Source organism: Pseudomonas sp. D1HM, assembly GCF_019266105.1.
GTDB lineage: Bacteria > Pseudomonadota > Gammaproteobacteria > Pseudomonadales > Pseudomonadaceae > Aquipseudomonas > Aquipseudomonas taetrolens.
In genome coordinates this window covers 235,346-252,018 of record NZ_LRMN01000014.1, presented here as the reverse complement: position 1 = coordinate 252,018, position 16,673 = coordinate 235,346, and the positions used below count along the sequence as shown (strand labels likewise).

The 16,673-nt window shown below is 58.0% G+C and carries 13 protein-coding genes and 4 tRNA genes; 8 read left to right on the top strand and 9 right to left on the bottom strand.

The genetic code is table 11. The features are described from left to right. Positions 1-26 precede the first annotated feature (26 nt). From acnD to AWM69_RS15475, 4 genes are all read right to left on the bottom strand, one after another. A complete protein-coding gene (gene acnD, locus AWM69_RS15490) occupies positions 27-2,618 on the bottom strand; it encodes a Fe/S-dependent 2-methylisocitrate dehydratase AcnD (RefSeq protein WP_218727422.1) in 2,592 nt (863 codons plus the stop codon). Positions 2,619-2,691: 73 nt separating this feature from the next. Next, complete coding sequence (prpC, locus tag AWM69_RS15485) at positions 2,692-3,819, bottom strand: 2-methylcitrate synthase (RefSeq protein ID WP_131652442.1); 1,128 nt, start codon at positions 3,817-3,819, stop codon at positions 2,692-2,694. A 145-nt stretch (positions 3,820-3,964) separates the two neighbouring features. After that, positions 3,965-4,852 carry a methylisocitrate lyase gene (gene prpB / locus AWM69_RS15480; RefSeq protein ID WP_131652441.1) on the bottom strand — a complete coding sequence of 296 codons (888 nt, stop codon included), beginning with the start codon at positions 4,850-4,852 and terminating at the stop codon, positions 3,965-3,967. After that, positions 4,849-5,571, bottom strand: coding sequence for a GntR family transcriptional regulator (locus AWM69_RS15475; protein WP_131652440.1), 723 nt, complete (start codon positions 5,569-5,571; stop codon positions 4,849-4,851). Before AWM69_RS15475 ends, prpB begins: the two co-directional genes overlap by 4 nt. A 281-nt stretch (positions 5,572-5,852) precedes the next feature. Here AWM69_RS15475 and AWM69_RS15470 point away from each other — a divergent pair, with 281 nt between their 5' ends. The 5 genes from AWM69_RS15470 (at position 5,853) to AWM69_RS15450 (ending at position 11,265) form a co-directional block, all read left to right on the top strand. Next, the gene (locus AWM69_RS15470) at positions 5,853-6,389 is read left to right on the top strand and encodes an ATP-dependent zinc protease (RefSeq protein ID WP_131652439.1); all 537 of its coding nucleotides are present in this window, start codon (positions 5,853-5,855) and stop codon (positions 6,387-6,389) included. Between the two features lie 5 nt (positions 6,390-6,394). Next, complete coding sequence (locus AWM69_RS15465) at positions 6,395-7,927, top strand: inactive transglutaminase family protein (RefSeq protein WP_131652438.1); 1,533 nt, start codon at positions 6,395-6,397, stop codon at positions 7,925-7,927. Beyond that, positions 7,927-8,910 (top strand): alpha-L-glutamate ligase-like protein, encoded by a 984-nt coding sequence (locus AWM69_RS15460; RefSeq protein WP_131652437.1) that lies wholly within the window; start codon positions 7,927-7,929, stop codon positions 8,908-8,910. The genes AWM69_RS15465 and AWM69_RS15460 overlap by 1 nt, the downstream gene beginning before the upstream one ends. Before the next feature lie 208 nt (positions 8,911-9,118). After that, on the top strand, positions 9,119-10,462 hold the full coding sequence (gene pabB / locus AWM69_RS15455) for an aminodeoxychorismate synthase component I (RefSeq protein ID WP_131652488.1): 1,344 nt from the start codon (positions 9,119-9,121) through the stop codon (positions 10,460-10,462). Positions 10,463-10,530: 68 nt separating this feature from the next. Continuing rightward, entirely contained in the window at positions 10,531-11,265 is a 735-nt protein-coding gene (locus AWM69_RS15450) for a phosphoadenylyl-sulfate reductase (protein ID WP_048377865.1), read from the top strand. 140 nt (positions 11,266-11,405) lie between these two features. Here AWM69_RS15450 and AWM69_RS15445 read toward each other — a convergent pair. The 4 genes from AWM69_RS15445 to AWM69_RS15430 all read right to left on the bottom strand — a co-directional run bounded on the left by AWM69_RS15445 (position 11,406) and on the right by AWM69_RS15430 (position 11,968). Next, positions 11,406-11,482 (bottom strand) — tRNA-Asp (locus AWM69_RS15445). Positions 11,483-11,501: 19 nt separating this feature from the next. Then, positions 11,502-11,577: transfer RNA gene (locus AWM69_RS15440), tRNA-Val, on the bottom strand. Positions 11,578-11,796: 219 nt separating this feature from the next. After that, positions 11,797-11,873: transfer RNA gene (locus AWM69_RS15435), tRNA-Asp, on the bottom strand. A gap of 19 nt (positions 11,874-11,892) precedes the next feature. After that, positions 11,893-11,968: transfer RNA gene (locus AWM69_RS15430), tRNA-Val, on the bottom strand. A gap of 160 nt (positions 11,969-12,128) precedes the next feature. On the opposite strand from AWM69_RS15430, the gene rdgC reads away from it, so the two are divergent. The 3 genes from rdgC to sugE all read left to right on the top strand — a co-directional run bounded on the left by rdgC (position 12,129) and on the right by sugE (position 14,607). Next, the gene (gene rdgC, locus AWM69_RS15425) at positions 12,129-13,049 is read left to right on the top strand and encodes a recombination-associated protein RdgC (protein WP_218727420.1); all 921 of its coding nucleotides are present in this window, start codon (positions 12,129-12,131) and stop codon (positions 13,047-13,049) included. 158 nt (positions 13,050-13,207) lie between these two features. Continuing rightward, a complete protein-coding gene (locus AWM69_RS15420; RefSeq protein ID WP_131652436.1) occupies positions 13,208-14,173 on the top strand; it encodes a bile acid:sodium symporter family protein in 966 nt (321 codons plus the stop codon). A 119-nt stretch (positions 14,174-14,292) separates the two neighbouring features. After that, positions 14,293-14,607: a quaternary ammonium compound efflux SMR transporter SugE gene (gene sugE / locus AWM69_RS15415; protein ID WP_048377868.1), complete on the top strand. Its 315-nt coding sequence runs from the start codon at positions 14,293-14,295 to the stop codon at positions 14,605-14,607. 91 nt (positions 14,608-14,698) lie between these two features. On the opposite strand, the gene AWM69_RS15410 is transcribed toward sugE, so the two are convergent. After that, a complete protein-coding gene (locus AWM69_RS15410) occupies positions 14,699-16,573 on the bottom strand; it encodes an MFS transporter (protein WP_218727418.1) in 1,875 nt (624 codons plus the stop codon). Positions 16,574-16,673 lie beyond the last annotated feature (100 nt).

Here is a 16,673-nt window from a genome sequence, read left to right as displayed (position 1 = left end):
CGGGGCACCAGGCCCCGGCGCTGTGATCAAGCGGTAGCCGATTCCAGGAAGTCCTGGGCAAAGCGCTGCAACACGCCACCCGCTTCGTAGATCGAGACTTCTTCAGCGGTGTCCAGACGGCAGGTGACCGGCACCTCAAGGCGCTCCCCGTTTTTGCGGGTAATCACCAGCGTCAGCGTGGCACGCGGTGTGCGCTCACCGATCACGTCGTAGGTTTCGCTACCATCGATCTGCAAAGTTTTACGGTCAGTACCCGGCATGAACTCCAATGGCAGTACACCCATGCCCACCAGGTTGGTGCGGTGGATCCGCTCAAAGCCTTCGGCGGCGATAGCCTCGACCCCGGCCAGACGCACGCCCTTGGCGGCCCAGTCACGAGACGAGCCCTGACCGTAGTCGGCACCGGCAATGATGATCAGCGGCTGCTTGCGATCCATGTAGGTTTCAATGGCTTCCCACATGCGCATCACTTGACCTTCAGGCTCCAGGCGGGTCAACGAACCCTGCTTGACCTTGCCATCCTCGATCACCATCTCGTTGAACAGCTTGGGGTTGGCGAACGTGGCGCGCTGAGCAGTCAAATGGTCGCCACGGTGAGTGGCGTAGGAGTTGAAATCGACTTCCGGCAGGCCCATTTTCGCCAGGTATTCACCGGCAGCGCTGTCGAGCATGATCGCGTTGGATGGCGACAGGTGATCGGTGGTGATGTTGTCCGGCAGTACCGCCAGCGGGCGCATGCCCTTGAGCGGACGAGCCCCCGCCAACGCACCTTCCCAATACGGCGGACGGCGGATGTACGTGCTCTGCGGGCGCCAGTCGTACAGCGGCTCGACTTTCGGGCCGGTGTCTTCGTGAATGGCGAACATGGGAATGTAAACCTGGCGGAACTGCTCCGGCTTGACCGAGGCTTTGACCACCGCGTCAATTTCTTCGTCGCTCGGCCAGATATCTTTCAGGCGGATTTCCTTGCCTTGGGCATCCAGGCCCAGCACGTCCTTTTCGATATCGAAACGGATGGTCCCGGCAATGGCGTAGGCGACCACCAGCGGCGGGGACGCCAGGAAGGCCTGTTTGGCGTAAGGGTGAATTCGCCCGTCAAAGTTGCGGTTGCCCGACAATACGGCGGTGGCGTAGAGGTCGCGGTCGATGATTTCCTGCTGAATGACCGGATCCAGTGCGCCCGACATGCCGTTGCAGGTGGTGCAGGCAAACGCCACTACGCCAAAACCCAACTGCTCAAGTTCATCGGTCAGTCCGGCTTCATCGAGGTACAGGGCCACGGTTTTCGAACCTGGCGCCAAGGACGACTTGACCCACGGTTTACGGCTAAGCCCCAGCTTGTTGGCATTGCGCGCCAGCAGGCCTGCGGCAATCACGTTGCGCGGGTTGCTGGTGTTGGTGCAACTGGTGATGGCGGCAATGATCACCGCCCCATCGGGCATCTGCCCCGGGACATCGTCCCATTGACCGGCAATACCTTTGCTCGCCAGATCGCTGGTGGCAACCCGGGCGTGCGGGTTACTCGGGCCCGCCATGTTGCGCACGACGGATGACAGGTCAAAGCTCAGGCTGCGCTCGTATTGCGCGCCTTTGAGGCTATCACCCCACAACCCCGTGACCTTGGCGTAGTTTTCCACCAGCTGTACTTGCTGGTCTTCACGGCCGGTCAATTTGAGGTAGTCGATGGTTTGCTGGTCGATGTAGAACATTGCCGCGGTGGCGCCGTATTCCGGGGCCATGTTGGAGATGGTGGCACGGTCGCCCAGGGTCAGCGCACCAGCGCCTTCACCGAAGAATTCGAGCCAGGCACCCACGACCTTTTGCTTGCGCAGGAATTCGGTCAACGCCAGCACCATGTCGGTGGCGGTGATGCCCGGCTGCAACTTGCCGGTCAGCTCGACGCCAACGATTTCCGGCAGGCGCATCCAGGAGGCCCGGCCGAGCATGACGCTTTCCGCTTCGAGGCCGCCAACACCAATGGCGATCACTCCCAGCGAATCGACGTGCGGGGTATGGCTGTCTGTACCGACGCAGGTGTCAGGGAAGGCAACACCGTCACGCACCTGGATCACCGGAGACATTTTCTCCAGGTTGATCTGGTGCATGATGCCGTTGCCCGGCGGGATCACATCGACGTTCTTGAAGGCCTTTTTGGTCCACTCAATAAAGTGAAAACGGTCTTCGTTGCGTCGGTCTTCGATGGCGCGGTTCTTTTCAAACGCCTCGGGGTCATTACCGCCACATTCCACGGCCAGCGAGTGGTCAACGATCAATTGGGTCGGCACCACCGGGTTCACCTGAGCCGGATCACCGCCTTGCAGGGCAATGGCATCACGCAGACCGGCGAGGTCGACCAGCGCGGTCTGACCCAGAATGTCGTGGCACACCACACGCGCCGGGAACCATGGGAAGTCCAGGTCACGCTTGCGTTCAATCAGTTGGCTCAGCGAAGCATTCAGGGTCGCCGGATCGCAACGACGCACCAGGTTCTCGGCCAGCACACGAGAGGTATACGGCAGCGTGTCGTAAGCACCGGGCTTGATCGCATCGACAGCCGCACGGGTGTCGAAATAATCCAGCCGGGTGCCCGGTAGGGTTTTACGAAATTCAGTATTCATGGCGTGGGACTCGATCACGGGATGTTCAGGGGGACAACGGCAGCCCGGACACGGGCCGCCGAGCCCCTGCTTGTCAGCGACGTTCGATTGGCACGAACTTGCGCTGTTCGACGCCGATGTACTCGGCACTTGGGCGGATGATGCGGTTATTGGCCCGCTGCTCGTAGACATGCGCGGCCCAGCCGGTCAGGCGCGAGCAGACAAAGATCGGCGTGAACAGCTTGGTCGGGATACCCATGAAGTGGTACGCCGAGGCATGGTAGAAGTCGGCATTGGGGAACAGCTTCTTTTGCTCCCACATGGTTTTGTCGATGGCTTCGGACACCGGGAACAGCACCGTGTCGCCCACTTCATCCGCCAGTTTTTTCGACCAGCCCTTGATCACCTCGTTGCGCGGATCGCTGTCTTTATAGATCGCGTGGCCAAAGCCCATGATCTTGTCTTTGCGCGCCAGCATCCCGAGGGTGCCTTCGACCGCTTCCTGTGCAGAGCCGAAACGTTCGATCATTTCCATCGCCGCTTCGTTGGCACCGCCATGCAGCGGGCCGCGCAGCGAACCAATGGCCGCGGTAATGCATGAATACAGGTCGGACAATGTCGATGCGCAGACCCGCGCTGTGAATGTCGAAGCGTTGAATTCGTGCTCGGCATACAGGATCAGCGACACGTTCATCACTTTGACGTGCAGCTCGCTCGGGGTCTTGTCATGCAGCAAGTGCAGGAAGTGACCACCAATTGACTCTTCATCGGTCACGCAGTCAATGCGCTTGCCATCGTGGCTGAAGCGATACCAGTAGCACATGATCGCCGGGAAGGCAGCCAGCAAACGGTCTGTGACATCGCGTTGACGGTCGAAGTCGAGCTCCGGTTCCAGATTACCCAGGAACGAGCATCCGGTACGCATCACGTCCATCGGGTGGGCGTCGGCCGGAATGCGCTCCAGCACCTCTTTCAATGCTTGCGGCAGGTCCCGCAGCTTTTGCAGCTTGCCCATATAGGCAGCCAGCTCGGTTTTGGTCGGCAGTTCGCCGTAAAGCAACAGATACGCCACTTCTTCAAAACGGGCTTCGGCAGCCAGCTCACGGACGTCATAACCACGATAAGTCAGACCGGCACCTTCCATGCCGACGGTCGATAGAGCCGTTTGACCGGCCACCTGGCCACGTAATCCGGCACCACTCAATACTTTTGCTTCGGCCATGGTTCTTCTCCAATTTTTGTATTTATGACTGTAAGAGCCAGCTTGCTCGTGAAGTACGCAAAGTCACCGCGTGTATCCAGGACTCCCGCGTTATCGTTGACGATTTTCGCGAGCAGGCTCGCTCCGGCAATTGAATGGATAGGGTTTATTTCTTGGCAGCAAACAATGCATCCAGCTTCTGTTCAAAGTCGTGATAGTTGATGGCGTCATACAGCTCCATACGGGTTTGCATGGTGTCGATCACGTTTTGCTGGGTGCCGTCACGACGAATGGCGGTGTAGACGTTTTCTGCCGCCTTGTTCATCGCACGGAATGCCGACAGCGGGTAGAGCACCAGCGACACGTCAGCACCGGCCAGTTGCTCGGTGGTGTACAGCGGCGTCGCGCCGAACTCGGTGATATTGGCCAGAATCGGCGCTTTCACCCGATTGGCGAACAGCTTGTACATGTCCAGCTCGGTGATGGCTTCAGGGAACACCATGTCGGCGCCCGCCTCGACACACGCCGCGGCACGTTCAAGGGCAGACTCAAGGCCTTCTACCGCCAGTGCATCGGTACGCGCCATGATCACAAAGCTGTCATCGGTACGGGCATCGACTGCCGCCTTGATGCGGTCAACCATCTCCTGCAGCGAAACGATTTCCTTGTTCGGGCGATGACCACAGCGCTTGGCTCCAACCTGGTCTTCGATGTGAATCGCCGCAGCGCCGAACTTGATCATCGATTTCACAGTGCGGGCTACGTTAAACGCCGACGAACCAAAACCGGTGTCCACGTCCACCAACAGCGGCAGATCGCACACGTCAGTGATGCGGCGCACGTCAGTCAGTACGTCGTCCAGGCCGGTAATACCCAGATCAGGAACGCCCAGGGAGCCCGCAGCGACACCTCCGCCCGACAGATAGATCGCCTTGAAGCCGGCACGCTTGGCCAGCAATGCGTGGTTGGCGTTGATCGCCCCCACGACTTGCAAAGGGTGCTCACTGGCGACTGCATCACGGAAACGCTGGCCTGGACTGTTTTTATTGCTCATGACTCACCTCGTGGAGTGGCTGTCTGCTGGGCGCTGTCTTGGTAGTGACGCGCAATATTGCGTTTCGACGCACCGATATGTCGGCGCATCAACAACTCGGCCAATTCGCCGTCGCGATCGGCAATGGCATCGAGAATCCGGTGGTGCTCGGCGAACGCCTGATGCGGGCGGTTGGGGGTCGCGGAAAACTGGATGCGGTACATGCGCACCAGTTGGTACAGCTCCCCGCAAAGCATCTGGGTCAGCGTGCGGTTGCCGCTGCCTTGAATGATTTTGTAATGAAAATCAAAGTCACCCTCTTGCTGGTAGTACCCGACACCCGCCTGAAACGCCTCATCACGCTCATGGGTTTCCAGTACGCGGCGCAGCTCGGCGATGTCTTCATCGCTCATGCGCTCGGCAGCCAACCGACAGGCCATGCCTTCGAGGGATTCGCGGATTTCATACAGCTCGATCAGTTCGGCATGACTCAACGAGACCACGCGCGCCCCCACATGGGGCACACGTACCAGCAGGCGCTGGCCTTCAAGACGGTGAATCGCTTCGCGCAAGGGGCCACGGCTGATGCCGTAAGTACGTGCCAGCTCAGGCTCGGAAATCTTGCTGCCCGGGGCAATATCGCCTTTGACAATAGCGGCCTGAATACGCCGGAAGACGTTCTCGGACAAGGTTTCCGAATCGTCCTGGGGGATCACGGCAGCTTCGAGTGCTTGCAGCATATTGTCGACACCTTGAAAATCAATAGCGCCAAAACTAGCCATTTAAGCGCTAACGGTCAAAGGATATTTAAACATTGTCGACAATCGTCTAATGAGGGCCCTTTTTAATTGATCTTTTCATATAGGCCACCGCAAACAGGTCTCAACGCTGGCGCCATAAAACCATCATGTTAGAATGCCGCCGCATCGCCCTGCCCCCTTTGTGGGCAGCCGCACGAGGAACTTGCGCTGTACTGCCAGTCGCCTTGAACTGAAGATTGCAAGAGACCGCGCTCTGATTTATGAAATTCATCCCCCTCTCTACCCTTCTTTGCCTGCTGACTTTGCCGGGCCTGAGCCATGGCAGTGAAAAAACCGTGTATGGCCTGAATGAGTACGCCGAACTGGCGGGCATTGACCTGCAAGTCGCTGCCAAACTCGACACCGGGGCCAAGACCGCCTCCCTCAGCGCGCGCGATATCAAGCGCTTCAAGCGCGATGGCGAGAGCTGGGTGCGCTTTTACCTGGCCATTGATGATGCTCACTCGCACCCTATCGAGCGCCCTCTGGCCCGTGTCAGCAAGATCAAACGCCGCTCGGGGGATTACAATCCCGAATCAGACAAGAATTACACTTCTCGCCCAGTGATTTCGCTCGAAATCTGTATGGGCAAAGCTTTACGCACAATAGAAGTGAACTTGACTGACCGAAGCGCGTTCCAATACCCGCTATTGATTGGCTCCGAAGCACTAAAACGCTTTGATGCGCTGGTCGACCCCAGTCTTAAATACGCTGCTGGCAAACCTGCCTGCGCCGCCAACGCTCAAACCGCAGAGTAATTGAAATGCGCGCTCTTACCCTTCACTTGAAAATATTGATCACCATCCTTGTGGTGCTGGGCATTTCGATCACGGCCTATCAGATTTTCGCCCTCGGCATCCCGGTGACCGAAGACGCTACCGACGATTTGTGGAACATCGACGCCAAGGTCGAATTCGTCGCCAGCTCGAAAGATCCGGTCAAGGTCCAGATGTTCGTACCCCCGCTCAACCGCGACTACGTCAGCCTGAACGAAAGCTTTATCTCCAATAACTATGGGGTGAGCGTTAACCGGGTTGACGGTAACCGCAAGGTCACGTGGTCGGCACGCCGGGTCAGCGGCAAACAAACCCTCTACTACCGCCTGGTATTGACCAAGCGTTACTCGGGCGACAAAACCAAGGTCAAAGGACCGGTATTCCGCGACAGCATCGCCGTCGAAGGCCCGGAAAAAATCGCTGCCGAAGCACTTCTGGCCCCCATTCGCCAGCACTCGGCTGACGTCGAAACCTTTATCAGCGAGACCATCAAGCGCGTCAGCAACCCGAACGATGACAACGTGAAACTGCTGCTGGCAGGCGACCCTTCGACGCCGCACAAAGCTCAGATCATCGAACTGCTGCTGTCGATTGCTCACGTACCGCTGGAAAAAGTCCACACCATCCGCCTGGTCGCCGATCAGCCGCAAAGCCCCGAACTGTGGTTGCGCAGCTTCAATGGTAATGACTGGCTGTACTTCAACCCGGAAACCGGCGAACAAGGCCTGCCTTCTGATCGCCTGCTGTGGTGGGTCGGTGATGAACCTATGGTCACCGTTGATGGCGGCAAAAAACCCGCGGTCACCTTCAGCCTGAACAACAGCGAAATGAACGCCATTCGCCTGGCCAAGCTGACGGATGAAAACACCGACGCCAGCTTCCTCGAATACTCGCTGTACGGCTTGCCACTGCAGACACAGCAAACCTTCATGATCATGGTCGTGATCCCGATTGGCGTACTGGTCATTCTGGTACTGCGCAACCTGATCGGGCTGCAGACCCTGGGGACGTTTACGCCGGTGCTGATCGCCCTGGCGTTCCGCGAAACCCAGCTGGGCTTCGGCATCATTCTGTTTACGGTGATTACCGCCCTCGGATTGACGTTACGCTCCTACCTTGAACACTTGAAACTGCAGATGCTGCCAAGGCTATCGGTCGTGCTGACATTCGTGGTGATGCTGATCGCAGCCATCAGCCTGTTCAGTCACAAGCTCGGCCTGGATCGCGGCCTGTCGGTAGCGCTGTTCCCGATGGTGATTCTGACCATGACCATCGAACGTCTGTCGATCACCTGGGAAGAACGCGGAGGTGGCCACGCGATGAAAGTCGCAGCCGGCACCCTGTTCGCCGCCTCCCTGGCGCACCTGATCATGAGCATCCCGGAACTGACCTACTTCGTGTTCACCTTCCCGGCGATTCTGCTGATCCTGGTAGGTTTCATGCTGGCCATGGGTCGCTACCGCGGCTACCGCCTGACCGAACTGGTGCGCTTCAAGGCTTTCGTGAAGGCTGATTCCTGATGTTTGGCCTGTGGAAGACCTGGAAAGCCCTGGAAGCCAGGGGCATCATGGGCATCAATCGGCGCAACGCGGATTACGTACTCAAGTACAACAAGCGCAGCTTGTACCCGATTGTGGATGACAAGATCATCACCAAGGAACGCGCCATCCAGGCCGGCATCCACGTGCCGGAAATGTATGGCGTGATTTCCACCGAGAAGGAAATCGACAAGCTCGACGAAATCATCGGTGGTCGCAGCGATTTCGTGATCAAGCCTGCGCAAGGCGCGGGCGGCGATGGCATTCTGGTGATCGCCGACCGTTTCGAAGACCGGTTCCGTACCGTCTCGGGCAAGATCATCAGCCATGAAGAAATCGAACATCAGATTTCGAGCATCCTGACCGGTCTGTACTCCCTGGGCGGTCACCGTGACCGGGCGCTGATCGAATACCGGGTAACCCCCGACCAGATCTTCAAAAGCATCAGCTACGAGGGCGTCCCGGACATCCGCATCATCGTCCTGATGGGTTACCCGGTGATGGCCATGCTGCGTCTGCCAACCCGCCAATCGGGCGGCAAGGCCAACCTGCACCAGGGCGCAATCGGTGTGGGCGTGGACCTGGCCACCGGCCTGACGCTGCGCGGCACCTGGCTGAACAACATCATCAGCAAGCACCCGGACACCACCAACGCGGTGGACGGCGTGCAACTGCCCAACTGGGACGGCTTCATGAAGCTGGCCGCCGGGTGCTATGAGCTGTGCGGCCTGGGCTATATCGGCGTAGACATGGTGCTCGACCAGGACAAGGGCCCCCTGATCCTGGAGCTGAACGCGCGTCCCGGCCTGAACATCCAGATTGCCAACGACTGCGGCCTCACACTGCGCACCCACGCCGTCGAAGCCCACATTGAAAAGCTGGCAGCCCAAGGCATCAAGGAAACAGCCGAAGAGCGCGTACGCTTTGCCCAGGAACTGTTTGGGCACATTCACACCAACGATTGACCTGTAGCCGCTGCCGCAGGCTGCGTCCGCACACGAAGCGGGCGCAGCCCCTGAGTACCGGGTTTAACCGGTACACCACAGAATCAGGCTTTACGACGACTTCGGCGCTGGATGTAGCCTGCGGCAACTGCGACGGGGACGCGATTGGCTTTGCCGCCCCCCACAAGACTACAATCAGCACCCCGCTCCCTTGGCTGATTTGCTTCGCATGTTGACCTGCACCGTTCACCCTCTGCCTTACCTACCCGATCCTGCCGGCTATTTTGCGGCGATTCGTCATGCTCCGGGCGCCGTGCTGCTGGACAGCGGCCGCCCCCGGGCAGAGCGTGGTCGTTATGACCTGATGAGCGCCTGGCCGCACACAGCGTTAAGCGTGCAACCCAACGAATCAGGGCGCGATTTCCTGCAGCGCCTGCGCGACAACCTCGATCAACTCGGTAACGCGCAATTACCCGCGCCCTACGAACTGCCATTTGCCGGCGGCCTGATCGGCTACCTGAGTTATGACTTCGGACGCCTGCTTGAGCAGCTTCCGGCTCAGTCACGGGATGATCTGCAACTGCCGGATGCGCAACTGGGTCTGTATGCCTGGGCATTGATCAGTGATCACCAGGCGGCCACTAGCCAGCTGGTATTTCACCCGAGCCTGGAAGCTGACGAACGCGAGCGCCTGATTGCGCTATTCAGCCAGCCGGCTCACTCACCCGTTGGCCGCTTCAGCCTCAAACAGCCGATGCAGCCCGACATCAGCGCCGGGCAATATCAGCAGGCACTCGAACAAATCCAGCGCTACATCCAGTCCGGCGACTGCTATCAAGTCAATTACACCCAGCGCTTCAGCGCCCGGTGCCAGGGCGATGCCTGGGCCGCCTACTGTGCATTGCGCCTGGCTTGCCCTACCCCGTTCTCGGGTTTTATGAGCCTCGCAACCGATAGCGCCATCTTGAGCCTGTCGCCTGAGCGCTTCGTGCGCGTCAGCCAGAACCAGGTCGAAACACGCCCAATCAAAGGCACCCGACCCCGAGGCAAAACTCCCGCCGAAGACGCCGCAAACGCGGCCGAGCTACTGGCCAGCCCCAAAGATCGGGCCGAAAACCTGATGATTGTCGACTTGCTGCGCAACGACCTCGGTCGCACTTGCCGCATCGGTTCCGTCACCGTCCCGCAGCTGTTCACTCTGGAAAGCTACCCCAACGTTCACCACTTGGTAAGCAGCGTGGTTGGTGAACTGGCTGCGGGTAAAGACGCGCTGGACCTGATTGGCGATAGCTTCCCCGGGGGCTCGATCACTGGAGCGCCCAAGATCCGCGCCATGCAAATCATCGATGAGCTGGAGCCTGCCCGACGCAGCATTTATTGCGGTTCGCTGCTGTATCTCGATGTACGCGGCGAAATGGACAGCTCAATCGCGATTCGCAGCCTGTTGATCAAAGATGGCGGTATCAGTTGTTGGGGCGGTGGCGGGATTGTGGCCGACTCGGACTGGCAGGCCGAATACGAAGAATCCATCACCAAAGTGAAGATTCTGCTCGATACGCTACAAACCCTGTAGCCCACGGTTTTTGCTAACATCGCGACACTAGAGAGCGCCCAGCGCCATTCACAGTAGGAAGCCGCCTGATGAGCCACCCGTTCAACGTCGCTGAACTCGCCGCGACATACGCCAGCAAATCCCCGCAAGACATCCTCAAACTCGCCTTTGAACACTTTGGCGATGAGCTATGGATCTCGTTCAGCGGCGCCGAAGACGTGGTGCTGGTGGACATGGCCTGGAAACTCAACAAAAACGTCAAAGTGTTCAGCCTCGATACCGGTCGCCTGCACCCTGAGACGTATCGTTTCATTGAGCAAGTGCGTGAGCATTACAAGATTCAGATCGAAGTGATATCGCCCGACCAGACTCGCCTTGAGCCTTTTGTTAAAGAAAAAGGCCTGTTCAGCTTTTACAAGGATGGTCACGGCGAGTGCTGCGGCATACGCAAGATCGAACCGCTGCGCCGCAAACTATCGACCGTAAAAGCCTGGGCCACTGGCCAGCGCCGCGATCAGAGCCCCGGCACCCGCAGCCAGGTCGCCGCCCTGGAAATCGACGGCGCCTTCTCCACCCCGGAACGCCCCCTGTACAAGTTCAACCCGCTGGCGCAAATGACCAGCGAAGAAGTCTGGGGCTACATCCGCATGCTCGAACTGCCTTACAACAGCCTGCATGAGCGTGGGTTTATCAGCATCGGCTGCGAGCCTTGCACCCGTCCGGTACTGCCTAACCAGCACGAGCGTGAAGGTCGCTGGTGGTGGGAAGAAGCCACACAAAAAGAATGCGGGCTACACGCCGGCAATCTGATCGCCAAAAACTGATCCCGAATCACCCTGTAGCCGCTGCCGCTGACTGCGACAGCGGCTACTCGTGCTTTAAAAAACACACGCGCACAAAAAAACCTGCACAAGGCAGGCTTTTTTGTTGATCACAAGCGTTCAAGGGGCTTGTGATCTGAATATGGCGCAGCGGACGGGACTCGAACCCGCGACCCCCGGCGTGACAGGCCGGTATTCTAACCGACTGAACTACCGCTGCGCGTAACACTGAAAGCGAATGGTGGGTGATGACGGGATCGAACCGCCGACCCTCTGCTTGTAAGGCAGATGCTCTCCCAGCTGAGCTAATCACCCTTTCACTTCACTCTCGTTGCGGGGCGCATTCTCTCACACTTTTCGTGTAAGTGGTTGTTTTTATTCAATTTTTTTCAAAATTTCTTAAAAACATCCGTTTCCGGCGCCCTGCTCTTTGATCTACCAGAAAACTGCTAGACCGAAGACAGGCAAGAAAAACCCCGCATTCTGCGGGGCTTCCCCGAACCACAAGCGTTCAAGGGGCTTGTGGTAAAAATATGGCGCAGCGGACGGGACTCGAACCCGCGACCCCCGGCGTGACAGGCCGGTATTCTAACCGACTGAACTACCGCTGCGCGTAACACTGTGAGCGAATGGTGGGTGATGACGGGATCGAACCGCCGACCCTCTGCTTGTAAGGCAGATGCTCTCCCAGCTGAGCTAATCACCCTTTCACTCTCGGTGTGGCGCGCATTCTACGGAGCGACCTGTGGTCTGGCAAGCACTTTTTAAAATAATTTTTCTAAGCCTGCCAAAGGCTTAGCGCAGGGTTGGCCTATGGCTTCATGAAGCGAATAATGCCGTCTTTGTATAAAGGAGTGATTCACCCCATGTGGTTCAAAAACCTGCTTATCTATCGCCTGACCCAAGATCTGCCTTTTGATGCGCAGGTGCTGGAAACTGCACTGGCCACCAAACCGGCCCGCTCGTGTTCAAGTCAGGAATTAGCCACCTACGGTTTCGTTGCCCCTTTCGGTAAAGGCGAAGACGCTCCTCTGGTTCACGCCAGCCAGGACTTCCTGTTGATCGCAGCCCGAAAAGAAGAACGCATCCTGCCTGGCAGCGTTGTACGCGATGCCTTGAAGGATAAAGTTGAAGAGATCGAAGCCGAGCAAATGCGCAAGGTCTACAAGAAGGAGCGTGATCAGCTCAAGGATGAAATCATCCAGACCTTCTTGCCTCGCGCCTTTATTCGTCGCTCGGCGACCTTTGCCGCCATCGCACCCAAGCAAGGCCTGATCCTGGTCAACGCTTCCAGCCCGAAGCGTGCCGAAGACTTGCTGTCTACCTTGCGAGAAGTGATCGGCTCACTGCCGGTTCGTCCGTTGGCAGTCAAGGTTGCCCCAAGCGCCACCATGACTGAATGGGTCAAGACCCAAAAAGCTGCTGACAACTTCTTCGTTCTCGACGAATGCGAGCTGCGTGATACCCATGAAGACGGCGGCATCATCCGTTGCAAACGTCAGGACCTGACCAGCGACGAAATCCAGCTGCATCTGAGCACCGGTAAAATCGTGACTCAGCTGTCGCTGGCCTGGCAAGACAAGCTGTCGTTCGTACTGGACGACAAACTGGTGGTCAAGCGCCTGAAGTTTGAGGACCTGCTGCAGGATCAGGCCGAACAGGACGGCGGTGATGATGACCTGGGCCAACAGGACGCCAGCTTCACCCTGATGATGCTGACCTTCGGCGAGTTCCTGCCTCAGTTGTTTGAAGCGTTGGGCGGTGAAGAGATTCCTCAGGGGATCTAAAGGTGCAGTATTTGTAGCCGCTGCAGCAGGCAGCGACCGGGCCGCAGGACCTTCGTCTCACAGCCGGGTCGCTGCGCCCACCCCCATCACAGCCTGCGGCAGCGGCGACAGTGTTTTGCCCGATACTCTAGATACTCTAATTACAATAAAGGACCGCCATGCGCGCACTCGCTGCTTTAAGCCGCTTCGTCGGCAACACCTTTGCTTACTGGGTACTGATTTTCGCCGTATTGGCGTTTTTCGAGCCTGGCTGGTTTGTCGGCCTTAAAGGCGCCATTGTGCCGCTTCTGGGCGTGGTGATGTTCGGCATGGGCCTGACCCTCAAGCTTGAAGACTTCGCCGAAGTCGCTCGCCACCCCTGGCGCGTGGCCTTGGGCGTAATTGCTCATTTCGTGATCATGCCCGGCGTGGCGTGGTTGCTGTGCCAAGTGTTTCACCTGCCGCCTGAAATCGCCGTTGGCGTGATTCTCGTCGGTTGCTGCCCTAGCGGCACATCATCCAATGTCATGACCTGGCTGGCACGAGGCGATCTGGCCCTGTCCGTAGCCATTGCCGCTGTCACCACCCTGCTCGCTCCGTTATTGACTCCCGCGCTTATCTGGCTGCTGGCCTCGGCCTGGCTTCCGGTATCGTTCATGGAGTTGTTCTGGTCGATTCTGCAAGTTGTGTTGCTGCCCATCGTGCTCGGCGTTCTGGCCCAGCGCCTGCTGGGCGCGCGGGTTCGCTTTGCGGTCGATGTCCTGCCGCTGGTCTCGGTGATCAGCATCGTGATCATCGTCGCTGCCGTAGTGGCTGCCAGCCAGGCACAGATTGCCGAGTCAGGCCTGCTGATCATGGCGGTGGTCATGCTGCATAACAGCTTCGGTTACTTGCTGGGCTACTTTACCGGCCGTCTGTTCAAGCTGCCGCTGGCTCAACGCAAATCCCTCGCGCTGGAGGTCGGCATGCAGAACTCCGGGCTGGGGGCCGCATTGGCCAGTGCCCACTTTTCACCGCTGGCCGCCGTACCCAGTGCGCTGTTTAGCGTGTGGCACAACATCTCGGGAGCACTGCTGTCGACGTATTTCCGCAGAATGAGCGAGAGAGAAGACCGCTTGAGCGCCACCAAACCCGCGACTGACTGAATTTTCAGGGGTTGCCTGTCAGATTAATCGTGGGCAATATACTGCGCACAGCGAGGACGACCTCGCGACTCATCGAGTGATTATTCTGGGGACGACCCCATCAATTGATGGAGGCAACCATGTCCTGGATTATTTTGTTTTTCGCTGGCCTGTTTGAAGTTGGCTGGGCCGTCGGCCTGAAATACACAGACGGCTTCACCCGCCCCCTGCCCACAGCCCTGACCATCGGCGCCATGGTGGTGAGCCTTGGCTTGCTGGGCCTGGCCATGAAAGAGCTGCCATTGGGCACGGCCTACGCGATCTGGACCGGCGTTGGCGCAGTGGGTACGGTTATCGCCGGGATCATTCTGTTTGGTGAATCCATGGCGCTGTTCCGTCTGGCCAGCGTTGCACTGATCATTGCCGGCCTGGTCGGGCTGAAGATGAGCACTTAAGCCACACGCTTGCACCCGCTGCCGCAGCCCTGAACCTAAAGGTCCTTCGGACCTTTTTGCAGCCTGCGGCAGCGGCTATTCAAAGCCCCCCTTACAGCACATCCCCTCTTAATTCCGTCACCCGCTCCCGCAATTTCTTTTGCGTAGCCTCATTGGCCGCCATTGCAGTGCCCGCTATCAATGTCACTCGCGACCATAACCGGCGAAAGACCCCCTTGTCCGGATCACGACTAAAGAAGCTTCCCCACAAACCTTGCAGCGCCATGGGAATCACCGGCACCGGCGTACACTCCAGAATCCGCGTCACCCCTGCCTTGAACTCGTTGATCTGTCCGTCGGTGGTGAGCTTGCCTTCAGGGAAGATGCACACCAATTCACCGTCATTCAGGTATTCGGCAATCCGCTTGAAAGCCTGCTCGTAAATCGCCTCATCTTCAGCGCGCCCGGCGATGGGAATCGTGCCCGCTGTGCGGAAGATAAAATTGAGCACCGGCAGGTTGTAGATTTTGTAATACATCACGAAGCGAATCGGACGACGCACTGCCCCGCCAATCAACAGCGCATCCACAAACGACACGTGATTGCACACCAGCAAGGCGGCACCCTCCTCGGGAATGGCCTCCAGCCCCTTGTGCTCAACCCGGTACATGGAATGGCCAAGCAGCCAGATCATGAAGCGCATGCTGAATTCAGGGACAATTTTGAAGATGTAAGCATTGACGGCAACGTTCATCAGCGACACCACAAGAAACAACTCGGGAATCGTCAGCTTGGCCACGCCCAGCAACACAATGGTGACGATGGCTGACACCACCATGAACAGAGCATTGAGGATGTTGTTGGCCGCAATCACCCGGGCCCGCTCGTGCTCGGCCGTACGCGACTGAATCAATGCGTACAGCGGCACAATATAAAAACCACCGAAGATGCCCAGCCCCAGAATATCCAGCAGCACCCACCATGCCTGACTGAACCCCAGCACCCCCAACCAGTCGTTGGCCTGGATGTTCTGCGGCATTTGTCCTGAATGCCACCACAGCAGCAGACCAAACAGCGTGAGTCCAAATGACCCGAACGGCACCAGGCCGATTTCGACCTTACGCCCGGACAGCTTTTCGCAAAGCATTGAGCCCAAGGCAATGCCAACCGAGAACACCGTGAGAATCAACGTGACGACCGTCTCATCGCCATAAAGCCAGTCTTTGGCGTAGGCCGGAATCTGTGTCAGGTAGATCGCGCCGACAAACCAGAACCACGAGTTACCCACGACAGAACGTGACACTGCAGGCGTCTGATTCAACCCCATGCGCAAGGTAGCCCATGATTCGCTGAAAATATTCCAGTTAAGCCGCAAGTCGGGTGTATCGGCGGGCGCCCGGGGAATTGCTCGACTGGTCAGATAACCAAGTACCGCTACTGAAACAATCACCACCGACACGACCGTCGTGTAATGACTGGTCGACAGCATGACGCCGGCGCCAATGGTGCCTGCCAGAATCGATAAAAAGGTGCCCATCTCGACCAGGCCGTTACCTCCAACCAGTTCATCCTCATGCAGGGTCTGCGGCAGGATTGAATACTTGACCGGACCAAACAGCGCCGAGTGTGTGCCCATCGCAAAGAGCGCCACCAGCATCAATGCCAGATGATCGAAGGCAAAACCCATAGCGCCCACCAGCATGATCGCGATTTCGCCCAGTTTGATCAGGCGGATCAAACGGTCCTTGGCGTACTTTTCACCGAACTGACCCGCCAGTGCCGAGAACAAAAAGAAAGGCAGGATAAAGAGCAATGCGCAGAGATTGACCCAGATCCCCCTGTCACCGTCGATGTTCAACTTATAAAGAATGGCGAGAATCAGCGACTGCTTGAACAGGTTGTCATTGAGCGCCCCCAAGGACTGGGTCACGAAAAACGGCAGGAAGCGGCGCTTCCTCAACAAACTGAACTGTGAAGGGTGGCTCATCTTCCATGTACTCACGTTGCGCCGAAGGGCTTTCTCATTGGAGTGCCGTTGTAACACTCGGGACACAACCTTACTCGGGTTCTGCACTCATTCGCGTTAT